At 53.8% G+C, this 16029-nt stretch carries 12 protein-coding genes and 2 pseudogenes; 1 reads left to right on the top strand and 13 read right to left on the bottom strand.

What is annotated here, in order from left to right; translation table 11 throughout:
* Window positions 1–211: 211 nt before the first annotated feature.
* The 11 genes and pseudogenes from LK536_RS48345 to LK536_RS48295 all read right to left on the bottom strand — a co-directional run bounded on the left by LK536_RS48345 (window position 212) and on the right by LK536_RS48295 (window position 9858).
* A complete protein-coding gene (locus tag LK536_RS48345) occupies window positions 212–1156 on the bottom strand; it encodes an ROK family protein (RefSeq protein ID WP_227796418.1) in 945 nt (314 codons plus the stop codon).
* The gene (gene rpiB, locus LK536_RS48340) at window positions 1149–1613 is read right to left on the bottom strand and encodes a ribose 5-phosphate isomerase B (protein WP_120058522.1); all 465 of its coding nucleotides are present in this window, start codon (window positions 1611–1613) and stop codon (window positions 1149–1151) included. The genes LK536_RS48345 and rpiB overlap by 8 nt, the downstream gene beginning before the upstream one ends.
* 85 nt (window positions 1614–1698) lie before the next feature.
* Window positions 1699–2769, bottom strand: a complete 1071-nt coding sequence (gene alsB / locus LK536_RS48335) for a D-allose transporter substrate-binding protein (RefSeq protein WP_025482633.1) — start codon at window positions 2767–2769, stop codon at window positions 1699–1701.
* A 109-nt stretch (window positions 2770–2878) separates the two neighbouring features.
* On the bottom strand, window positions 2879–3790 hold the full coding sequence (gene alsK / locus LK536_RS48330) for an allose kinase (RefSeq protein WP_025482634.1): 912 nt from the start codon (window positions 3788–3790) through the stop codon (window positions 2879–2881).
* Window positions 3791–3802: 12 nt separating this feature from the next.
* Window positions 3803–4480, bottom strand: coding sequence for a D-allulose 6-phosphate 3-epimerase (alsE, locus tag LK536_RS48325; protein WP_008722827.1), 678 nt, complete (start codon window positions 4478–4480; stop codon window positions 3803–3805).
* Window positions 4481–4496: 16 nt separating this feature from the next.
* Window positions 4497–5465, bottom strand: a complete 969-nt coding sequence (gene alsC / locus LK536_RS48320; protein WP_008722826.1) for a D-allose ABC transporter permease — start codon at window positions 5463–5465, stop codon at window positions 4497–4499.
* Window positions 5466–5482: 17 nt separating this feature from the next.
* Window positions 5483–7003, bottom strand: a complete 1521-nt coding sequence (locus LK536_RS48315; RefSeq protein ID WP_008722825.1) for a sugar ABC transporter ATP-binding protein — start codon at window positions 7001–7003, stop codon at window positions 5483–5485.
* A gap of 84 nt (window positions 7004–7087) precedes the next feature.
* Complete coding sequence (locus LK536_RS48310; RefSeq protein ID WP_008722824.1) at window positions 7088–8086, bottom strand: LacI family DNA-binding transcriptional regulator; 999 nt, start codon at window positions 8084–8086, stop codon at window positions 7088–7090.
* A 297-nt stretch (window positions 8087–8383) separates the two neighbouring features.
* Window positions 8384–9382, bottom strand: a complete 999-nt coding sequence (locus LK536_RS48305) for a LacI family DNA-binding transcriptional regulator (RefSeq protein ID WP_008722823.1) — start codon at window positions 9380–9382, stop codon at window positions 8384–8386.
* 109 nt (window positions 9383–9491) lie between these two features.
* Window positions 9492–9698, bottom strand: a complete 207-nt coding sequence (locus tag LK536_RS48300; protein ID WP_040381563.1) for a hypothetical protein — start codon at window positions 9696–9698, stop codon at window positions 9492–9494.
* Window positions 9699–9711: 13 nt separating this feature from the next.
* Window positions 9712–9858, bottom strand: a pseudogene (locus tag LK536_RS48295) (DUF6783 domain-containing protein).
* Here LK536_RS48295 and LK536_RS48290 point away from each other — a divergent pair.
* A pseudogene (locus tag LK536_RS48290) lies at window positions 9796–9954 on the top strand (DUF6783 domain-containing protein); the annotation flags it as partial. The pseudogenes LK536_RS48295 and LK536_RS48290 overlap by 63 nt on opposite strands.
* Here the strand turns inward: LK536_RS48290 and LK536_RS48285 are convergent.
* Together LK536_RS48285 and gltB are read right to left on the bottom strand one after the other, a co-directional pair.
* Window positions 9887–11374 carry a glutamate synthase subunit beta gene (locus tag LK536_RS48285; protein ID WP_025482638.1) on the bottom strand — a complete coding sequence of 496 codons (1488 nt, stop codon included), beginning with the start codon at window positions 11372–11374 and terminating at the stop codon, window positions 9887–9889. The pseudogene LK536_RS48290 and the gene LK536_RS48285 overlap by 68 nt on opposite strands.
* 14 nt (window positions 11375–11388) lie before the next feature.
* Window positions 11389–15930, bottom strand: a complete 4542-nt coding sequence (gene gltB / locus LK536_RS48280; protein WP_227796419.1) for a glutamate synthase large subunit — start codon at window positions 15928–15930, stop codon at window positions 11389–11391.
* Window positions 15931–16029: the final 99 nt, after the last annotated feature.

The following is a 16029-nucleotide window of genomic DNA, read 5'->3' as shown; positions in this document are numbered from 1 at the left end:
ATAAAACATGAAATGTGGAATGATACATAGGAATGATAAACAGAAATAAGAAAAACAATGCAGACAGATATCCAGATTTAATTGATAAGGGCCGCCCCTTCAGTGAACATATATTAACATAAATGGCCTGCGTTGAATAGAGTCTTGATATAGACTATATGCAGGCACATGCGCCGCAGCATGATGTGCGGCGCATACAGCGCTTCCGGTTTCATCCCCACTGCGCCAGCCCGGGATTCCCTGCCGTCAGGAGGCCCCCGGCCAGGACGGCATCATCCATGAGCCTGCTTTCCACAATCCCATAATGTCCGGCATCGGCCACAAAGGCATACTCCTTTGTATACCTGCGGATGCGTGAAAACAGGAGGTCCCCCATCTTGGCCACGCCTCCGCCCACAACAATCCGGTCAGGCGCGGCAATTGCCAGCACATTGGCCAGCCCCAGGGAAAACGTCCGTGCAACCCGGTCCAGTTCCTGGCAGCAGAACAAATCCCCTGCCCCTGCCCCCTCTGCCAGGTCCGCGCAGGACACCCACCCGTTTCCTGGTTCCAGGCAGGATTCCCCTGCCACATATCCCGGCGTGTTCAGCCGCTTCTCAATGCTTTTCCCGGAGCAGATAAGCTCCAGCCTTGTCATTGCCCCCGGCCTGCTGTCCCTCCAGTCAGGAACCCATGTATTGCCCAGATAACAGGCACCGTATCCGCAGCCGTCATAGTATCTGCCGTCCAGATACAGGCCGCCTCCAATCCCGGTGCCTATGTTGGTATAGAAAAAGCGGCTGCTCCCTGCGCCATTGCCAAGAACCAGCTCCCCAATCCCGCCCAGGACCGTGTCATTGACAATGACGGCAGGCACCCCGAACTGTTCCTCAAACCACTCCTTCAGCCTGAAATCCATCCATCCCGGCACCTGAAGGGAACACAGGACCCGGCCCGTCTTAAACTCCAGCGGGCCTCCGAACCCCACGCCGATTCCGCCGATTTCCCACCGCTCCTGGATTTCCAGGATATTGTCCTTCAGCCACATAAGGATATCCCCGGCGCTGGTCTTATCCCCCAGCCTGACCGTCCTCCTGTCCAGGATTTCCCCCTGGGCCGTGCCTACCGCAATCTGCTGCTTTGTGCCGCCGATTTCAACGCCCACCAGCCTATTCATGCCACTTCGCCCCATATTTCGCTTCAATTGCAGATATCATGTCCACGCGCACCGCATGTCTTCCGCCTTCAAATTCAGCGCCAAAGAATTCGTCCACAATCATCTTAGCCAGTTCAGGTCCAACCACCCTTGCGCCCATGGCTATGATATTGGCGTTGTTGTGCTCCACCGTAAGCTTTGCGGAATAAGGCTCGGAACACACGGCCGCGCGGATGCCGGGCACCTTGTTGGCTGCCAGGGAAATACCGATTCCCGTACCGCAGATCAATACTCCCTTGTCTATCTCCCCCCGCATGAGCGCTTCCGCCACCAGGCGTCCGGGCTCCGGATAATTCACCTTGTCCGCCGGGTCCGTGGGGCCGAAATCAATGCATTCATATCCCTTATCCCTAAGATGTCCCATCAAAATGTTTTTAAGTTCAATTGCAACATGGTCATTACCAAATCCAACTCTCATATCCTGTCTCCTATCCTCTGTCCATTCGGTCCGTACATACGCGCAGGGCCGCAGTTACCACTGCAGCCCTGCCAGTCTCACATCATTATTGGAAATCAGCTGCATTTTCAGCAGTAACCAGAACAGACTCCACCGGTGTCTTTTCCGGGAATGTCCCAACCTCACCCTTCTTACCGCTTTCAACCGCCTCAATCAGAAGATCCAGGCTGGTTGCGCCAATCTGAGCCGGGTCCTGTGCAACCGTGGCGCTGAGCTCATTGTTGGCAATGGAGGACACTGCTTCCGCATCGCCGTCCGTACCCACAATCATGATTTCCCCCAGCTTGTTGGCATTGATGACAGCCTGTACAGCGCCAAGTGCCATGCCGTCGTTACAGCAGTAGATGCCTTTTAAGTCAGGGTTCTGCTGAATCAGCGTGGAGGCGATATCCATGGCCTTCTGGCGGTCCCAGTCAGCCGCCTGGCTGCTGATGATATCCATCTTGCCATCTGTAAATGCCTGCTTTGCCCCCTGGGTCCTGTCCTCGGAAGACTGGTTGCCTGACTTACCCTCGATGATAGCCACCTTTGCGCCCTCGCCTGCCGTATCAACAATGTACTGTGCGCCCTTGGCTCCTACCGCCACATTATCCGTTGCAACGAATGCCACGCATGCGCCGCCCTGGTTTGCCAGCTCTGTCTCGTCAAACTTCTCATCCACATCCACGATGGTGATGCCCTTTGCCGTCGCTTCCCCGATACCAGGCAGCACGTTCACGCCTGAGAGGGGGGCAATGGCGATTCCGTCATATCCCTGCTGGATACAGCTCTCCAGGATGGTAAGCTGTCCTTCCAGGTCATCCTCGCTCTGGGCGGAATACAAATCCACCTTCACGCCCTTTACAGCGGTTTCCGCCTCCACGCCCTTCCACATCTTTACCCAGAAGTCGGTGGCCTGGGTCTTTAAGATGACCGCATACTTCTTATCGCTGACACCTGCCGCGGCTTCCTTGGCCTCCGCTTCCGTCTTGGCCTCCTCTGTCTTGGCTTCCTCTGTTTTTGCCGCCTCCGTCTTGGCCTCCGGGGCAGCCGTGGTGGCATTCCCGCCTGATGTGCATGCTGACAGGCCTACTGCCATTACCACTGAAAGTGCTGCTGCTAACATTCTTTTCTTCATTTTTACCTCTCCTTTATACATATGTTTTTTTATTTTCCCGTCCTTGCATGGAAGCAGTACCAGCCTCCTGCACAGACGTGGATTTGCTGTTTTCACTGTCTTAAAACCTTTAACGCCGCCGCTTCATGGCGTCAAATGCAGCCAGTCCGCCTCCGGCCACCCCGCTTGTCTGGGTGTGCTCCGGGAATATGAATTCCAGGTTCTCCGACGGATATGGATGGCGCGTCCTTTTTTTCACCTGCTCAATCAGATATTCCATGGGGAAATCCTTCATAATCATGACGCCGCCCCCCATGACCACATAATCCGGGTCCAGGATGGTCACTTCCGTGCTGATTGGGTATGCCAGCCCCTCCACAAACTCAAGTATGGCCGGCTCATCCCCATGTTTTGTGAAAATGTCCCCGATTTCCGTGTCCGGATAATACTGGTTGCGTATCCTCTGCAGATGGGCGCCGGAGCAGCGCAGTTCCACGCAGCCCACATTTCCGCAGGGACATGTTTCCTTCAGATGGAAGAACGGGATATGTCCCAGCTCCCCCGCAACCCCGTTCTTCCCTGCGTGGAAACGTCCGTTGACATAGATTGCATTGCCGAATCCGGTTCCGAGATACATGCCCAGTATGGTCTTATCCCGCTCCGGGTCCAGGTTGTATTTCTTGATGTCATGGCACAGAAGATAATTCACATCCCTGTCCACGAACACCCTGATTCCCAGTTTTTCCTCCAGAAGATGCCCAAGGTCGATATTCTCAAGCCCCTTCAGGTTGGGTGTGGAATACACAAAGCTTTTGTCCTTGCTGACCGCAGACGGGACCCCAACTGAGACAGCGTCTATACAGCCGTTGAGGAAATGCCGTTCCATGTAGTCCCCGATTTCCCCGCACAGGACATCCACCGCGCCTTCCTTTAGCATGGGTGCGCTTGATTTCCTTTCAAAATGCTCCAGCTGCCCGTCTGCCGACACACAACCAAGACGGAGATTCGTCCCTCCGATGTCAATTCCTATTACCTGTCCCATAATGTCCCCACCTTACCGATCCACAGCTTTATTAAAATTATCCATCATCTTATCCCAGGCAGCTGCCAGGTCCTTATCCAGGTTGAAAAGCCCGGATGTGCCAACGATAAATACCTCCGTCCCCGCCTTTGCCAGGTCCCCGAAGGTCCTTTCATTGCAGGAGCCGTCCACTTCAATGAGGTAGCCGTACCCTTTTTCCTCCTTCAGGGCCTTCAGCTCACTGATTTTGTCCAGCATCTCACGGATGAACGGCTGTCCGGCAAAGCCGGGATCCACGGTCATGACCGTTACTTTGTCCAGCAGATGGATATAATGCTGGATATAGGACACCGGGGTAGCCGGATTTAAGACAACCCCCACCTTGCATCCAAGGGAATGGATCTTATTCACGATGCGGAACGCGTCCGCGTTAATGGTCTCTGCATGAGGACATATGTAACCCACTCCTGCCTTTGCCAGCGGTTCAATAAAATCATCAGGCGTCGTCACCATCAGGTGGCAGTCCAGGGGAATCTCACACACAGGGCGGATGGCCTTGCAGAAATCCGGTGACAATGTGATGTTCTTTACATAATGGCCGTCCATGATATCCACATGGTAGAAATCAGCCCTTGTATTCAGTATCTGAAGCTGTTCCTTGATGTTAAGCAGGTCCATGCACATCAGGGAAGGGTTAAACATTGGTTTCATAATCTTGTCCTCCTGTTTAGTTCTTTGCCTTGGCAACAAAATGGTCAATGGCAACCGAGATGATGATCAGGGCGCCCATCACTATCTTCTGGTAACTGCTGGGAATCATCAGGGCCGTCATGCCATAGTTGATGATACCGATAATCATGCCCCCGATCACAACCCCCAGTATCTTACCCTTGCCGCCCATGAAGCTGGTGCCGCCGATAATGGTTGCCGCAATGGCGTATGTCTCGTATCCGGTTCCTGCGGTGGGTGCCGCAGCGCCCACACGGCCCAGAAGCACGATTCCGGCAATACCGGAACAGGTTCCGGAAATCATGAACACCAGAAGCCTGTGAAGATTCACATTGACGCCTGAATACCAGGCCGCCTCCATATTGCCTCCAAGGGCGTATATATTGCGGCCCGCCTTGCACTTTGTGGTAAAGAAGGCGCAGACGGCTGCCACAATCAAGGCAATGATGACAGGCACCGGTATGTAGAGGATGCTGGCGCTCATGGTCTTTGTAAAGGATGCCGGGAACCCGTAAATGTTCCTGGAATCCGAGATGACCAGCATCAGGCCCTGGAATATGGACTGGGTGCCCAGTGTGATGATGAAGGGATGAAGCCCTGTCTTATTCACCAGCATCCCATTACAGAAACCGATCATGGTGCCAATGAGGATTCCCAGCAGGAGCGCTGGGATTACCGGAATCCCGTTCACCATCAGCATGGCTGTCAGCATTCCCACCAGCCCTGCAACCGCGCCCACGGACAGGTCGATACCGGCAATGAGGATGGCAAAGAATTCGCCCAGGGCCAGCAGGATGTTCACCGCGCTCTGCTTCAGTATCTGCGGGATACTGTCAGGGTTGAAGATGCTGGACGGCTTTGCAATGGTAAGCACTGCCAGCAGCAGCAGGAATATGCCCATGGTGCCGTATTTCTGCCAAAGCACCCCGAAACTTGGTTTTGTCTTTACTTCCGTCTGATTATTCATGGTTCTTCCCCTCCTGATCACTCTTCACCGGTTGATGATTTCAATATTTTTTCTTCTGTTGCTTCCCTGACCGCGTAGGTCATGCGTATCTCGCCGTCCCTGAACACGCAGATGGTATCGCATACGGACAGCAGCTCCGGCATCTCCGAGGACACCATGATGACCCCCTTTCCCTGGCTGGCCAGCCTGCGCATCAGCACGTATATCTCACTTTTGCTTCCAACGTCAATCCCCTTTGTGGGTTCATCAAAGATAATGACGCTGGATTCAGCCGCCATCCATTTCCCCAGTATAACCTTCTGCTGGTTGCCTCCTGACAGTTCCGTTATGTTCTGCTCCACGTCCCGGCACTTGATGTTCATGTCCGTTTTCTGTTTTGCCGCATATTCTTCTTCCGCCTTGTTATCCAGCAGGCCGATCAACCCGTTTCCCCTGGATGTCTTGAGGAAGGGGACAATGGAAATGTTCTGTTTGATGCTGAAATTATTCAGGAAACCTGTCTCCCTGCGGTTTTCCGTCACCATGGCCAGCCCGTTCTTGATGGCCTCATAAGGCGAGCGTATGGTCACCTCCCGGCCCCCGATGAAAACCTGTCCCGAAAGCTTTGGTTCAGCCCCGAACAGGGCGTTCATAAGCTCGCTGCGCCCCGCCCCCACAAGTCCTGCAAAGCCCACAATCTCGCCCTTCCTCACCTGAAAGGACACATCCCGCACCTTGCCGTCCTTCCGGTTGATGTTCCTGGCTTCAAAGATGACCGGCTCTTTGCTGAAATCCTCTATCTCCTCATTGTGGTAGGTCCCCTTGATCTCGCGTCCCACCATCATCTTTATCACATCATCCAGCGTTATCTCCTTGACATTCCTGGTCCCCACATAAGTACCGTCCTTAAGCACGGTAATCACATCGCCGATTTCCTTAATCTCATCCATCTTATGGGATATATACACAATTCCCTTGCCCTCTGCCTTCAGCTGGCGGATGATATCGAACAGGTGGGCTGTCTCAGAAGTTGTCAGGGAAGAGGTCGGTTCATCCATGATGATGACGTCCGCATTGGATATGAGGGCCTTGGCAATCTCGCACTGCTGCTTTTCGGATATGCTGATTTCCTCCACCAGCTGGCTGGGCCTGCGTTTTAACCCCACCTTGTCAAGGACCTCCTGGGCCCTGCCCGTCATCCCCTTATAGTCCACCACCCGGATGCCTCCCACCCGCCTGGTGGGAAGCTTTCCCACAAACAGGTTCTCCAGGATGGACAGCTCATTGATGACGCTCAGTTCCTGGTAGATGATGCTGATGCCGCATTCATAGGAATCCTTCGGGGTCAGGTGTGTGAATTCCTTTCCCTTTACCGTAATCTTACCTGAGGTGGGCTGGTATACGCCGCTGAGTATCTTCATCAGGGTGGATTTCCCTGCCCCGTTTTCCCCCATGAGCACATGCACCTCTCCTGCCTTGATTTCAAATGAAATGTTATCCAAGGCCCTAACTCCGGGAAACACCTTCGTGACTCCTTCCATTTTTACTAATGTCTCCATAAATCCTCCTCTTTTCCCCTTATGTTGTACCGGGAACCGCAGAACCGGTTGATAGACCAGTACCGGCAGTCCGCACACGGACTATCAGGTAGTCCCCCTCACCTCCAGCTTCACCGGGATGATGGTCCGCTTCTCGCTGATTTCCTTTTTCTGTATCATCCTCAGTATGGTCCTGCCGGCCGCAATTGCCATCTGTCTCGTATCCTGTGTAATGGTGGTTATCTGAGGGCTGGTGAACCTGGTGACGGAAACATTGTCATATCCCACCACCTTAACCTGCTCCGGTATCTTAATCCCTGCTTCCATCAGCACATTGATACAGGCCAGGGCCATCATGTCATTGGTGGCAAATATGCCGTCAAAGTAACAGCCGCCGGAGCGGACCAGCCGATCCATCACCTTCCTTGCCTCCGCATAATCCGGGAAGCAGCTGACCTCCAGTTCCTCCCTGTAGGGGATGCCGTTTTCTTTCAAAGCCCTTATGTATCCCTCTTTGCGGTACCGGATGGTCGAGGCGCACCGGACGTCCCGAAGCAGGAGGATCCGTCTGCAGCCCTTATCAATCATCTCCTTAGTGGCCAGGTAGCCTCCCTCCTGGTTATCCGACAGGATCAGCATCCTGGCATTGAGCGGGGCGCGGTCAATGTAGACCACGGGTATATGCTTGATTTCATTGATGTTCTTGATTTCATTCTGTCCTGATATGTATACAATCCCGTCAATGTGTTTTTCTATCAGCCCCTTGATGTGCATGTTTTCCAGCTCATAATCCTCATTGGAATTGCAGATCAGAAGAGAATACCCATGCTTCAGCAGATAGAAATCCAGCTCCTGGATGATCTTGGCAAAAAACTCATTGGTCACATCCGGCACAATCACCCCGATGCATCTGCTCTTGTTGGTCCTTAAGCCGATGGCATTGGCATTGGGGGTGAACCCGCACTCCTCAATGGTCCGGCGCACCTTTTCTTCCGTCTCCCTGGAGTATCCCCCGTTATGGTTGATGACCCGTGAAACCGTTGCGGTTGAAACCCCTGCACGTTTTGCCACGTCCACAATAGAGAGCTTCGCATTACCATCCATGGCAGGCCTCCTCGCTTTACGTAAAGGTTTTCGTATCTCGTGACTGTATAGTAAACCTTTACGTATAAAAAGTCAAGTATAAATGTTTATTTCTGCTATTTTAACGATTTTTTACTATATTTTTTGTGCATATTTTATATTATAATTGGTAAACGTTTACTCTTTACGTAAAATAAAAAACCCTTTCACCGTAATGAAAAGGTTTTCCAATCCTCACCACTATTTCCTAGCCGCCATATCCCAGCTACCTTGTCCCAACCGCTATGTCCCAGCCGCCTTGTCCCAGCCGCACTTCCGTCAGGTTGTTTCCCTCACAACCAGCCTGACCGGTATGATTGTCCTCTTCTGCTTTATCTCCTCATCCTCTATCATCTTCAAAATGGTATCCGCCGCATGGATGGCCAGCTCCTTTGTGTCCTGGGCAACCGTGGTTATCTGGGGGCTTGTGAACTGGGTCAGGGAAATGTTATCAAACCCCACCACCTTAACCTGGCCCGGCACCTTAATCTGATTCTCCGTCAGGACATTGACACAGGCCAGGGCCATCATGTCATTGGTTGCGAATATGCCGTCAAAAAAGCATCCCTTTTCCTTGAGAAGCCGTTCCAGCACAACCCTGGCCTCTGCATATTCAGGGAAACAGCTCATCTCCAGCTCTTCGCTGAAGGCCATTCCCTTTTCCTGAAGCGCCCTCACAAATCCTTCCTTACGGCTGCGCACAGTGGAGGCGTAACGGATATCCCTCAGGAACAGGATCCGCCTGCATCCCTTCTGTATCAGTTCACGGCCCGCCAGGTATCCCCCGGTCTCATTATCCGACAGGATCAGCACCTCCGCATTCTTAGGCGCCCTGTCTATATACACGATGGGCAGGCCCTTAATCTCATTCATCTTCTTGATTTCATTCTGACCGGATATATATATGATCCCGTCCACATGCTTTTCCGCCAGACCCTTAATATGCATGTTCTCCAACATATAATCCTCATTGGAATTGCACACCAGGAGGGAATAGCGCCTGCTGAGCAGGAATGCATCCAGTTCCCGTATGATCCTGGCAAAAAACTCATTGGTGATATCAGGTACGATCACGCCTATGCTGTTGCTGCGGTTGGTCCTCAGACCAATGGCATTGACGTTGGGAGTAAAGCCGCATTCCTCTATGGTCCTCCTGACCCGCTCCTCCGTCTCCTTGGAATACCCACCGTTCCTGTTAATGACTCTTGAGACAGTTGCTATGGAAACCCCTGCCTTTTTTGCCACATCTATAATGGATACCCGTTTATTGCCTTCCATACTTCCCTCACATTCCTACACACTCAGCGTACTTTACTTTCTCCTATTAATTATAATGCGGTTTCAAGACATGTCAAGTCAAGTTCCCGCTCCCGCGCCGGAACATCTGTCAGGGCAGCCGTTCTTCCCTGCATATGACAGAATGAAAAGCCGGGGATATTAAGAACCCCGGATTCACTGGATACCGGATGAGAAGATACCGGACAAAGGATACCGGACAAAGGATATCGGACAGGAAAACGCCCGGCGGCAAGGAACCATCCCCGCCATTTCCATGACGCAGATAATCCCCGCCGCCGGGCGCCAACCAATTCATCTGAATACCACTGTCAGGGCCACATCCCAGGGCGTGTTTTAAAATCCAGTCCCGCCATCTGCGTGCCCCACTTCGCGGCATATTTGGCCCAAATTCAGGTTACATAGCCCGCTATGCGCCCTTCATTTGTGCCAAATCTCCCACAAAGTGGGACGCACAGCTGACGGAAAGCAATTTCCAAACACACCCTAAGCCAGGTTGGAATACCCCATCAGGCTCTTATCCACGGCCTTCGCCACCTCGCGCCCTTCCCTGATGGCCCATACCACCAGGGACTGGCCCCGGTGCATGTCGCCCGCCGCAAACACCCGGTCCACATTGGTCTGGTAAGAACCGTCTTTCACAGCCACATTGGAACGCCCATCCAGCTCCACGCCAAATGCGTCCGCCACATATGTCTCGCTTCCCAGGAACCCGGCAGCAATAAGCACCAGGTCCGCAGGGATTTCCCGCTCGCTGCCATCCACCGGTGCCATGAAGGTCCGGCCGCTCCCCTCATCCTTTCTCGGCACAAGGTCACAGATAACAGCCTTGCACACCCGGCCCTCTGCATCCTTCACAAACTCCTTCACCGTTGTCTGGTAAACCCTTGGGTCATCGCCGAACACACAGATTGCCTCTTCCTGTCCGTAGTCAGTCTTAAGGACCTTAGGCCACTCCGGCCATGTGTTGTCATCCGCCCGTTTCACAGGGGGCTTTGGCATCATTTCCAGCTGGGTCACGGATGCGCAGCCGTGGCGGATGGAGGTACCCACACAGTCATTGCCCGTGTCCCCGCCGCCGATGACAACCACATGCTTATCCCTGGCCGTGATATAGTTCCCGTCCTCCAGGTGTGAATCCATGAGGCTCCTGGTGGTGGCCTTCAGGAAGTCCACCGCATAATAAATCCCCTGGGCGTCCCTTCCCGGCACGTCAATATCCCTGGGATTGGATGCCCCGCAGGCCAGGATGACACGGTCATATTCCTTCATGATCCGGTTCACCTTATAATTCTTTCCCACATTTGCCCCGGTGATGAAGGTAATGCCTTCCGCCCTCATCACCTCCACCTTGCGCTCAATCACCCATTTTTCCAGCTTCATATTGGGGATTCCATACATCATAAGGCCTCCCACCCGGTCGCTGCGTTCAAACACGGTCACCGAGTGGCCCCTTTTATTCAGCTGGTCGGCAGCTGCCAGCCCGGCCGGACCGGAGCCGATCACAGCAACCTTCTTACCGGTGCGGATGGAGGGCGGCTTTGGCAGGGCATACCCCATATCGTAGGCCTTCTCAATGATGGCCCGTTCATTTTCCTTTACCGTCACCGGGTCCCCGTTCAGGCCGCAGGTACAGGCGGCTTCGCAGGGGGCCGGGCAGACCCTGGACGTGAATTCCGGGAAACTGTTGGTCTTTTTAAGCCTGTTAAATGCCTCCTGCCAGTTGCCCGTATAGACCAGGTCATTCCACTCAGGAATCAGGTTGTTAAGCGGGCATCCGCTTACCATCCCCTTCATCATGACGCCAGACTGGCAGAAGGGAACGCCGCATTCCATACACCGCGCGCCCTGTTTCCTCTGTTCCTCCTCGCTTAATGGAATATGGAACTCATTCCAGTTTTTTATCCTGTCCCTGGCAGCTTCTTCAGCGCTTACTTCCCGTTCATAATCTAAAAATCCTGTCATCTTTCCCATGATGTCCCACCTCCTTATCCTCTGACATTGGCATAAAATGCCTCAATCTGCGCCTGTTCACTGTTTAACCCCTTTTCTTCCATCTGCACGATTGCATTCATCATGCGGCGGTAATCATGGGGAACAATCCGTTTGAACCTGGGGAGGTATTCGCTGAAATGGTCCAGTATACGCTTGCCCTTCTCTGAATTGGTATACGCCACATGCTCCTGGATCAGTCCCTTAAGTTCCAGTACATCGTATTTATTCGTCACTTCCTCAAAAGATACAAGCTCCTTGTTTAACCGTTTATACAGGCTGCGCTCCTCATCTAACACATAGGCGATCCCGCCGCTCATGCCGGCTGCAAAGTTCTTGCCCGTGGTCCCAAGCACCACCACGCATCCGCCTGTCATATACTCACAGCCATGGTCCCCCACGCCTTCCACCACAGCGGTGGCCCCGGAATTGCGCACGCAGAACCGTTCGCCTGCAATCCCGTTAATGAACGCCTTGCCGCTGGTTGCCCCGTACAGGGCCACATTTCCAATGATGATGTTGTCCTCGGCCCTGAACTGGACGCCGGTCGGCGGGTACACCACCAGCTTGCCGCCGGACAGCCCCTTTCCGAAGTAATCGTTGGAATCCCCCACCAGCTCCAGGGTAAGCCCCTTCGGTATGAAGGCTCCAAAACTCTGTCCGCCGCTTCCGTTGCAGCTGATGGTAAATGTATCCTCATCAAGCCCTTCCGGGTACTTCCTGGTGATTTCCGAGCCAAAAATGGTCCCAAGGGTACGGTTCACATTGGAGACATCCACCTGGACGCTCTTTTTCTGCCCGCTGCCAAGGGCGCTTTTCAGCTTTTTCAAGAAAACCTGTTCATCAATGGTGTCCTCCAGCTTAAAGTCAAAGGCCTGCTTCTCATGGTATCCTGCCACCTTCTGCCCTGCATAAGGATTATCCAGGATACGGCTTAAGTCCACCTTCCTGCCGCGGCCGCAGGGCGTCCCATCCTTGGTGCACAGAAGGTCCGTGCGTCCCACCAGCTCATCCACGGTGCGCACACCCAGGGCAGCCATGTATTCCCGCAGTTCCTCTGCAATGAACTTCATGAAATGGATGACATACTCCGGTTTACCTTTAAAACGCTTACGCAGCTCCGGGTTCTGGGTCGCAATCCCCATGGGGCAGGTATCCAGGTTGCACACGCGCATCATCACGCAGCCCATGGTCACAAGGGGAGCCGTGGCAAAACCGAACTCCTCCGCGCCCAGCATACAGGCAATGGCAACGTCCCTGCCTGTCATCAGCTTACCGTCCGTCTCAAGGATTACCTTATCGCGCAGGCCGTTCATGATCAGGGACTGGTGTGCTTCCGCCACGCCCAGTTCCCATGGAAGGCCTGCATTATAGATGGAGTTCCTGGGGGCCGCCCCGGTCCCTCCGTCATAAGAGGAAATCAGGATGACCTGAGCCCCTGCCTTGGCCACGCCCGCGGCCACTGTCCCAACCCCTGCCTCAGACACCAGCTTGACGGATATCCTGGCCTTTGTATTGGAATTCTTCAAATCATATATCAGCTGGGCCAGATCCTCTATGGAATATATATCATGATGGGGCGGCGGCGATATCAGGCTGACGCCCGTGGTTGAATGCCTTGTCTTTGCCACCCACGGATACACCTTCTTGCCGGGCAGCTGCCCGCCCTCGCCCGGCTTGGCGCCCTGGGCCATCTTAATCTGGATTTCCTGCGCGCTCACCAGGTACCGGCTGGTGACCCCGAACCGTCCCGAAGCCACCTGTTTGATGGCGGAACATCTGTTATTCTTTCCCTGGCCAGACGCCAGACGCTCCAGGCTCTCTCCGCCCTCGCCCGTGTTGGACTTGCCGTGGATCCGGTTCATGGCAACCGCCAGGCACTCATGGGCCTCCTGGGAAATGGAGCCATAGGACATGGCGCCTGTCTTAAAACGGGTCACAATGGAGTCCACGCCCTCCACCTCGTCCAGGGGAATCCCCCCGTCCCCGGGAAACTTAAAATCCATCAGGGAGCGCAGATGGTATGTCTTGTCATCCCTGTCCACCTCAGCCGTATATTCCTTAAAGGTGTCATAACTTCCGGTCCTGGCGGCTTCCTGGAGCAGATGGATGGTAAGGGGATTATACAGATGCTCCTCCTGGCCTGAACGCGACTTGTGGCTTCCCACGCTGTCCAGGGTCAGGTCCACATCCAGTCCCAGTGGGTCAAATGCAGATGAATGAAGGGTATCCACATCGCTTGCAATATCCTCCAGGGTAATGCCGCCCACGCGGCTGACCGTGTTGGTGAAATATTTGTCCACCACTTCCCTGGAAATGCCGATGGCCTCAAAAATCTGGGCGCCCTGATAGGACTGGATGGTGGAAATCCCCATCTTGGAAGCAATCTTCACGATACCGTGAAGCACCGCCATATCATAGTCCATAACCGCCGCATAATAGTCCTTATCAAGCATTCCCGATTGGATCAGGGAGCGGATGGATTCATGGGCAAGATAAGGGTTGATGGCGCATGCGCCGTATCCCAGAAGGGTTGCAAAATGATGGACCTCCCTTGGCTCCCCGCTCTCCAGTATAAGGGCAACACTGGTGCGCTTCTTGGTCCTTACCAGGTACTGCTGGAGGGCTGATACCGCAAGAAGGGAGGGGATGGGCACGTGGTTCTCATCAATATCCCGGTCGGACAGGATGATGATGTTGGCCCCGTCCTTATGGGCCCGGTCCACCTCCAGGAACAGGCGGTCAATGGCCCTTTCCAGGGACGTGTTCTTGTAGTAGGTGATGGGGATTTCCTCTACCTTGAAGCCGGGCTTTTTCATGTTCTTAATCTTAAGCAGGTCTGTTTCCGTGAGGATGGGGTTCTCCACCTTGAGGATCTTGCAGTTCTCAGGCGCTTCCTCCAGGATATTGCCCTCCTCGCCCACATACACGGTGGTGGAGGTCACGATTTCCTCCCGGATTGCATCAATGGGCGGATTGGTAACCTGGGCAAACAGCTGTTTAAAGTAATTAAAGAGAGGCTGGTGCTTGGCTGACAGGACTGCCAGGGGACTGTCCACACCCATGGCCGACACTGCCTCCGCCCCGTTGAGCGCCATGGGCAGGATCATGGTCTTATACTGCTCATATGTGTAGCCATAGGTTTTCTGCAGCTTCAGGCGCTGTTCCTCCTCCATGGCAGGCACGCCCTTATTGGGCACGGACAGCTCCTTAATGTCAATCAGGTTGGAATCCAGCCACTCGCCGTAAGGCTTGCGGGACGCATAATAATGCTTCAGGTGTTCGTCATCCACCAGCTCGCCCTTTTTTGTGTCCACCAGAAGCATTTTCCCTGGACGGAGGCGGTCCTTCCTCACCACCTTTGTCTGGTCAATGTCAATGGCCCCCACCTCAGAGGCAAGGATCATATATCCGTCCTCCGTAATATAATACCTGGAAGGACGCAGGCCGTTCCGGTCAAGCACCGCGCCCAGCACATCCCCGTCCGTAAACAGGATGGAGGCCGGGCCGTCCCATGGTTCCATCATGGTGGCGTAGTAGCGGTAAAAATCCTTAATCTCGCCGTCCATGTACTTGTCATACTCCCAGGGTGCCGGAATGGTAACCATCACGGCCAGGGCCAGGTCCATGCCGCTCATCACCATGAATTCCAGCGCATTGTCAAGCATGGCTGAGTCAGAACCTTCCTGGCTGATGATGGGCAGCACCTTGTGCATGTCATACTTAAAATACTCCGACTCCATGTTTTCCTCACGTGCAGCCATCTTATCCGCATTGCCCCGGATGGTGTTGATTTCACCGTTATGCACGATAAATCGGTATGGATGGGCGCGCATCCAGCTGGGGTTTGTATTGGTGCTGAACCTGGAATGGACAATGGCAATGGCAGACCTGTAATCCTCATCCTGAAGGTCCGCGAAAAACCGTCTTAACTCTCCCACCAGGAACATTCCCTTATACACAATGGTACGGCTGCTCAGGGAAACCACATATGTATCCTCGTTGCTCTGTTCAAATACCCGGCGCACCACATACAGCTTCCTGTCAAAATCCAGGCCAGGCTTTACCTGGGCGGGTTTGGCCACAAAGCCCTGGGCAATATATGGCATCACTTCCACGGCCCTCTCGCCCAGGATATCCGGGGTAGTGGGGACTACCCTCCATCCCAGGAAAGCAAGGCCTTCCTTCTTCACGATGATTTCAAACATCTTCATCGCCTGGTTGCGGGCAAGCTCATCCTGGGGAAAGAAGAACATACCCACGCCATACTCCCTCTCGCCTCCGATACGGATGCCCAGAGGCTGTGTCACCTTTTCAAAAAAGCGGTGGGAAATCTGAAGCATGATGCCAACGCCGTCGCCGGTCTTACCCTCGGCGTCCTTGCCTGCCCTGTGCTCCAGATTCTCCACGATGTGGAGTGCCTGATTGACTGTCTCATGGGTCTTGATGCCTTTGATATTGGCAACCGCCCCGATTCCGCAGTTGTCATGCTCAAAACGCGGGTCGTACAGTCCTGGTTGTTTCTGTTTGGAATCCATAAGCATACTTCCTTTCTTTTGGCGGAAGGGAGTGTCTGGGGGGACATATCCTGGGGGAACTTCCGCCTGTTTTTTTATAGTGGTGATGATACTACATTT

The sequence above is a fragment of the Clostridium pacaense genome (genome assembly GCF_020709765.2).
Classification (GTDB): Bacteria; Bacillota; Clostridia; order Lachnospirales; family Lachnospiraceae; genus Enterocloster; species Enterocloster hominis.
Note: the sequence above shows the minus strand (reverse complement) of the source record. Positions and strands in the feature narration are given on the sequence as shown.

Coding starts and splice junctions, on each gene's coding strand:
- LK536_RS48345 (WP_227796418.1), bottom strand. CDS start 1,156: ATGAATAGGCTGGTGGGCGTTGAAATCGGCGGCACAAAGCAGCAGATT.
- alsE (WP_008722827.1), bottom strand. CDS start 4,480: ATGAAACCAATGTTTAACCCTTCCCTGATGTGCATGGACCTGCTTAAC.
- LK536_RS48285 (WP_025482638.1), bottom strand. CDS start 11,374: ATGGGAAAGATGACAGGATTTTTAGATTATGAACGGGAAGTAAGCGCT.
- alsC (WP_008722826.1), bottom strand. CDS start 5,465: ATGAATAATCAGACGGAAGTAAAGACAAAACCAAGTTTCGGGGTGCTT.
- alsB (WP_025482633.1), bottom strand. CDS start 2,769: ATGAAGAAAAGAATGTTAGCAGCAGCACTTTCAGTGGTAATGGCAGTA.
- LK536_RS48305 (WP_008722823.1), bottom strand. CDS start 9,382: ATGGAAGGCAATAAACGGGTATCCATTATAGATGTGGCAAAAAAGGCA.
- rpiB (WP_120058522.1), bottom strand. CDS start 1,613: ATGAGAGTTGGATTTGGTAATGACCATGTTGCAATTGAACTTAAAAAC.
- LK536_RS48315 (WP_008722825.1), bottom strand. CDS start 7,003: ATGGAGACATTAGTAAAAATGGAAGGAGTCACGAAGGTGTTTCCCGGA.
- gltB (WP_227796419.1), bottom strand. CDS start 15,930: ATGGATTCCAAACAGAAACAACCAGGACTGTACGACCCGCGTTTTGAG.
- LK536_RS48300 (WP_040381563.1), bottom strand. CDS start 9,698: ATGAATTGGTTGGCGCCCGGCGGCGGGGATTATCTGCGTCATGGAAAT.
- LK536_RS48310 (WP_008722824.1), bottom strand. CDS start 8,086: ATGGATGGTAATGCGAAGCTCTCTATTGTGGACGTGGCAAAACGTGCA.
- alsK (WP_025482634.1), bottom strand. CDS start 3,790: ATGGGACAGGTAATAGGAATTGACATCGGAGGGACGAATCTCCGTCTT.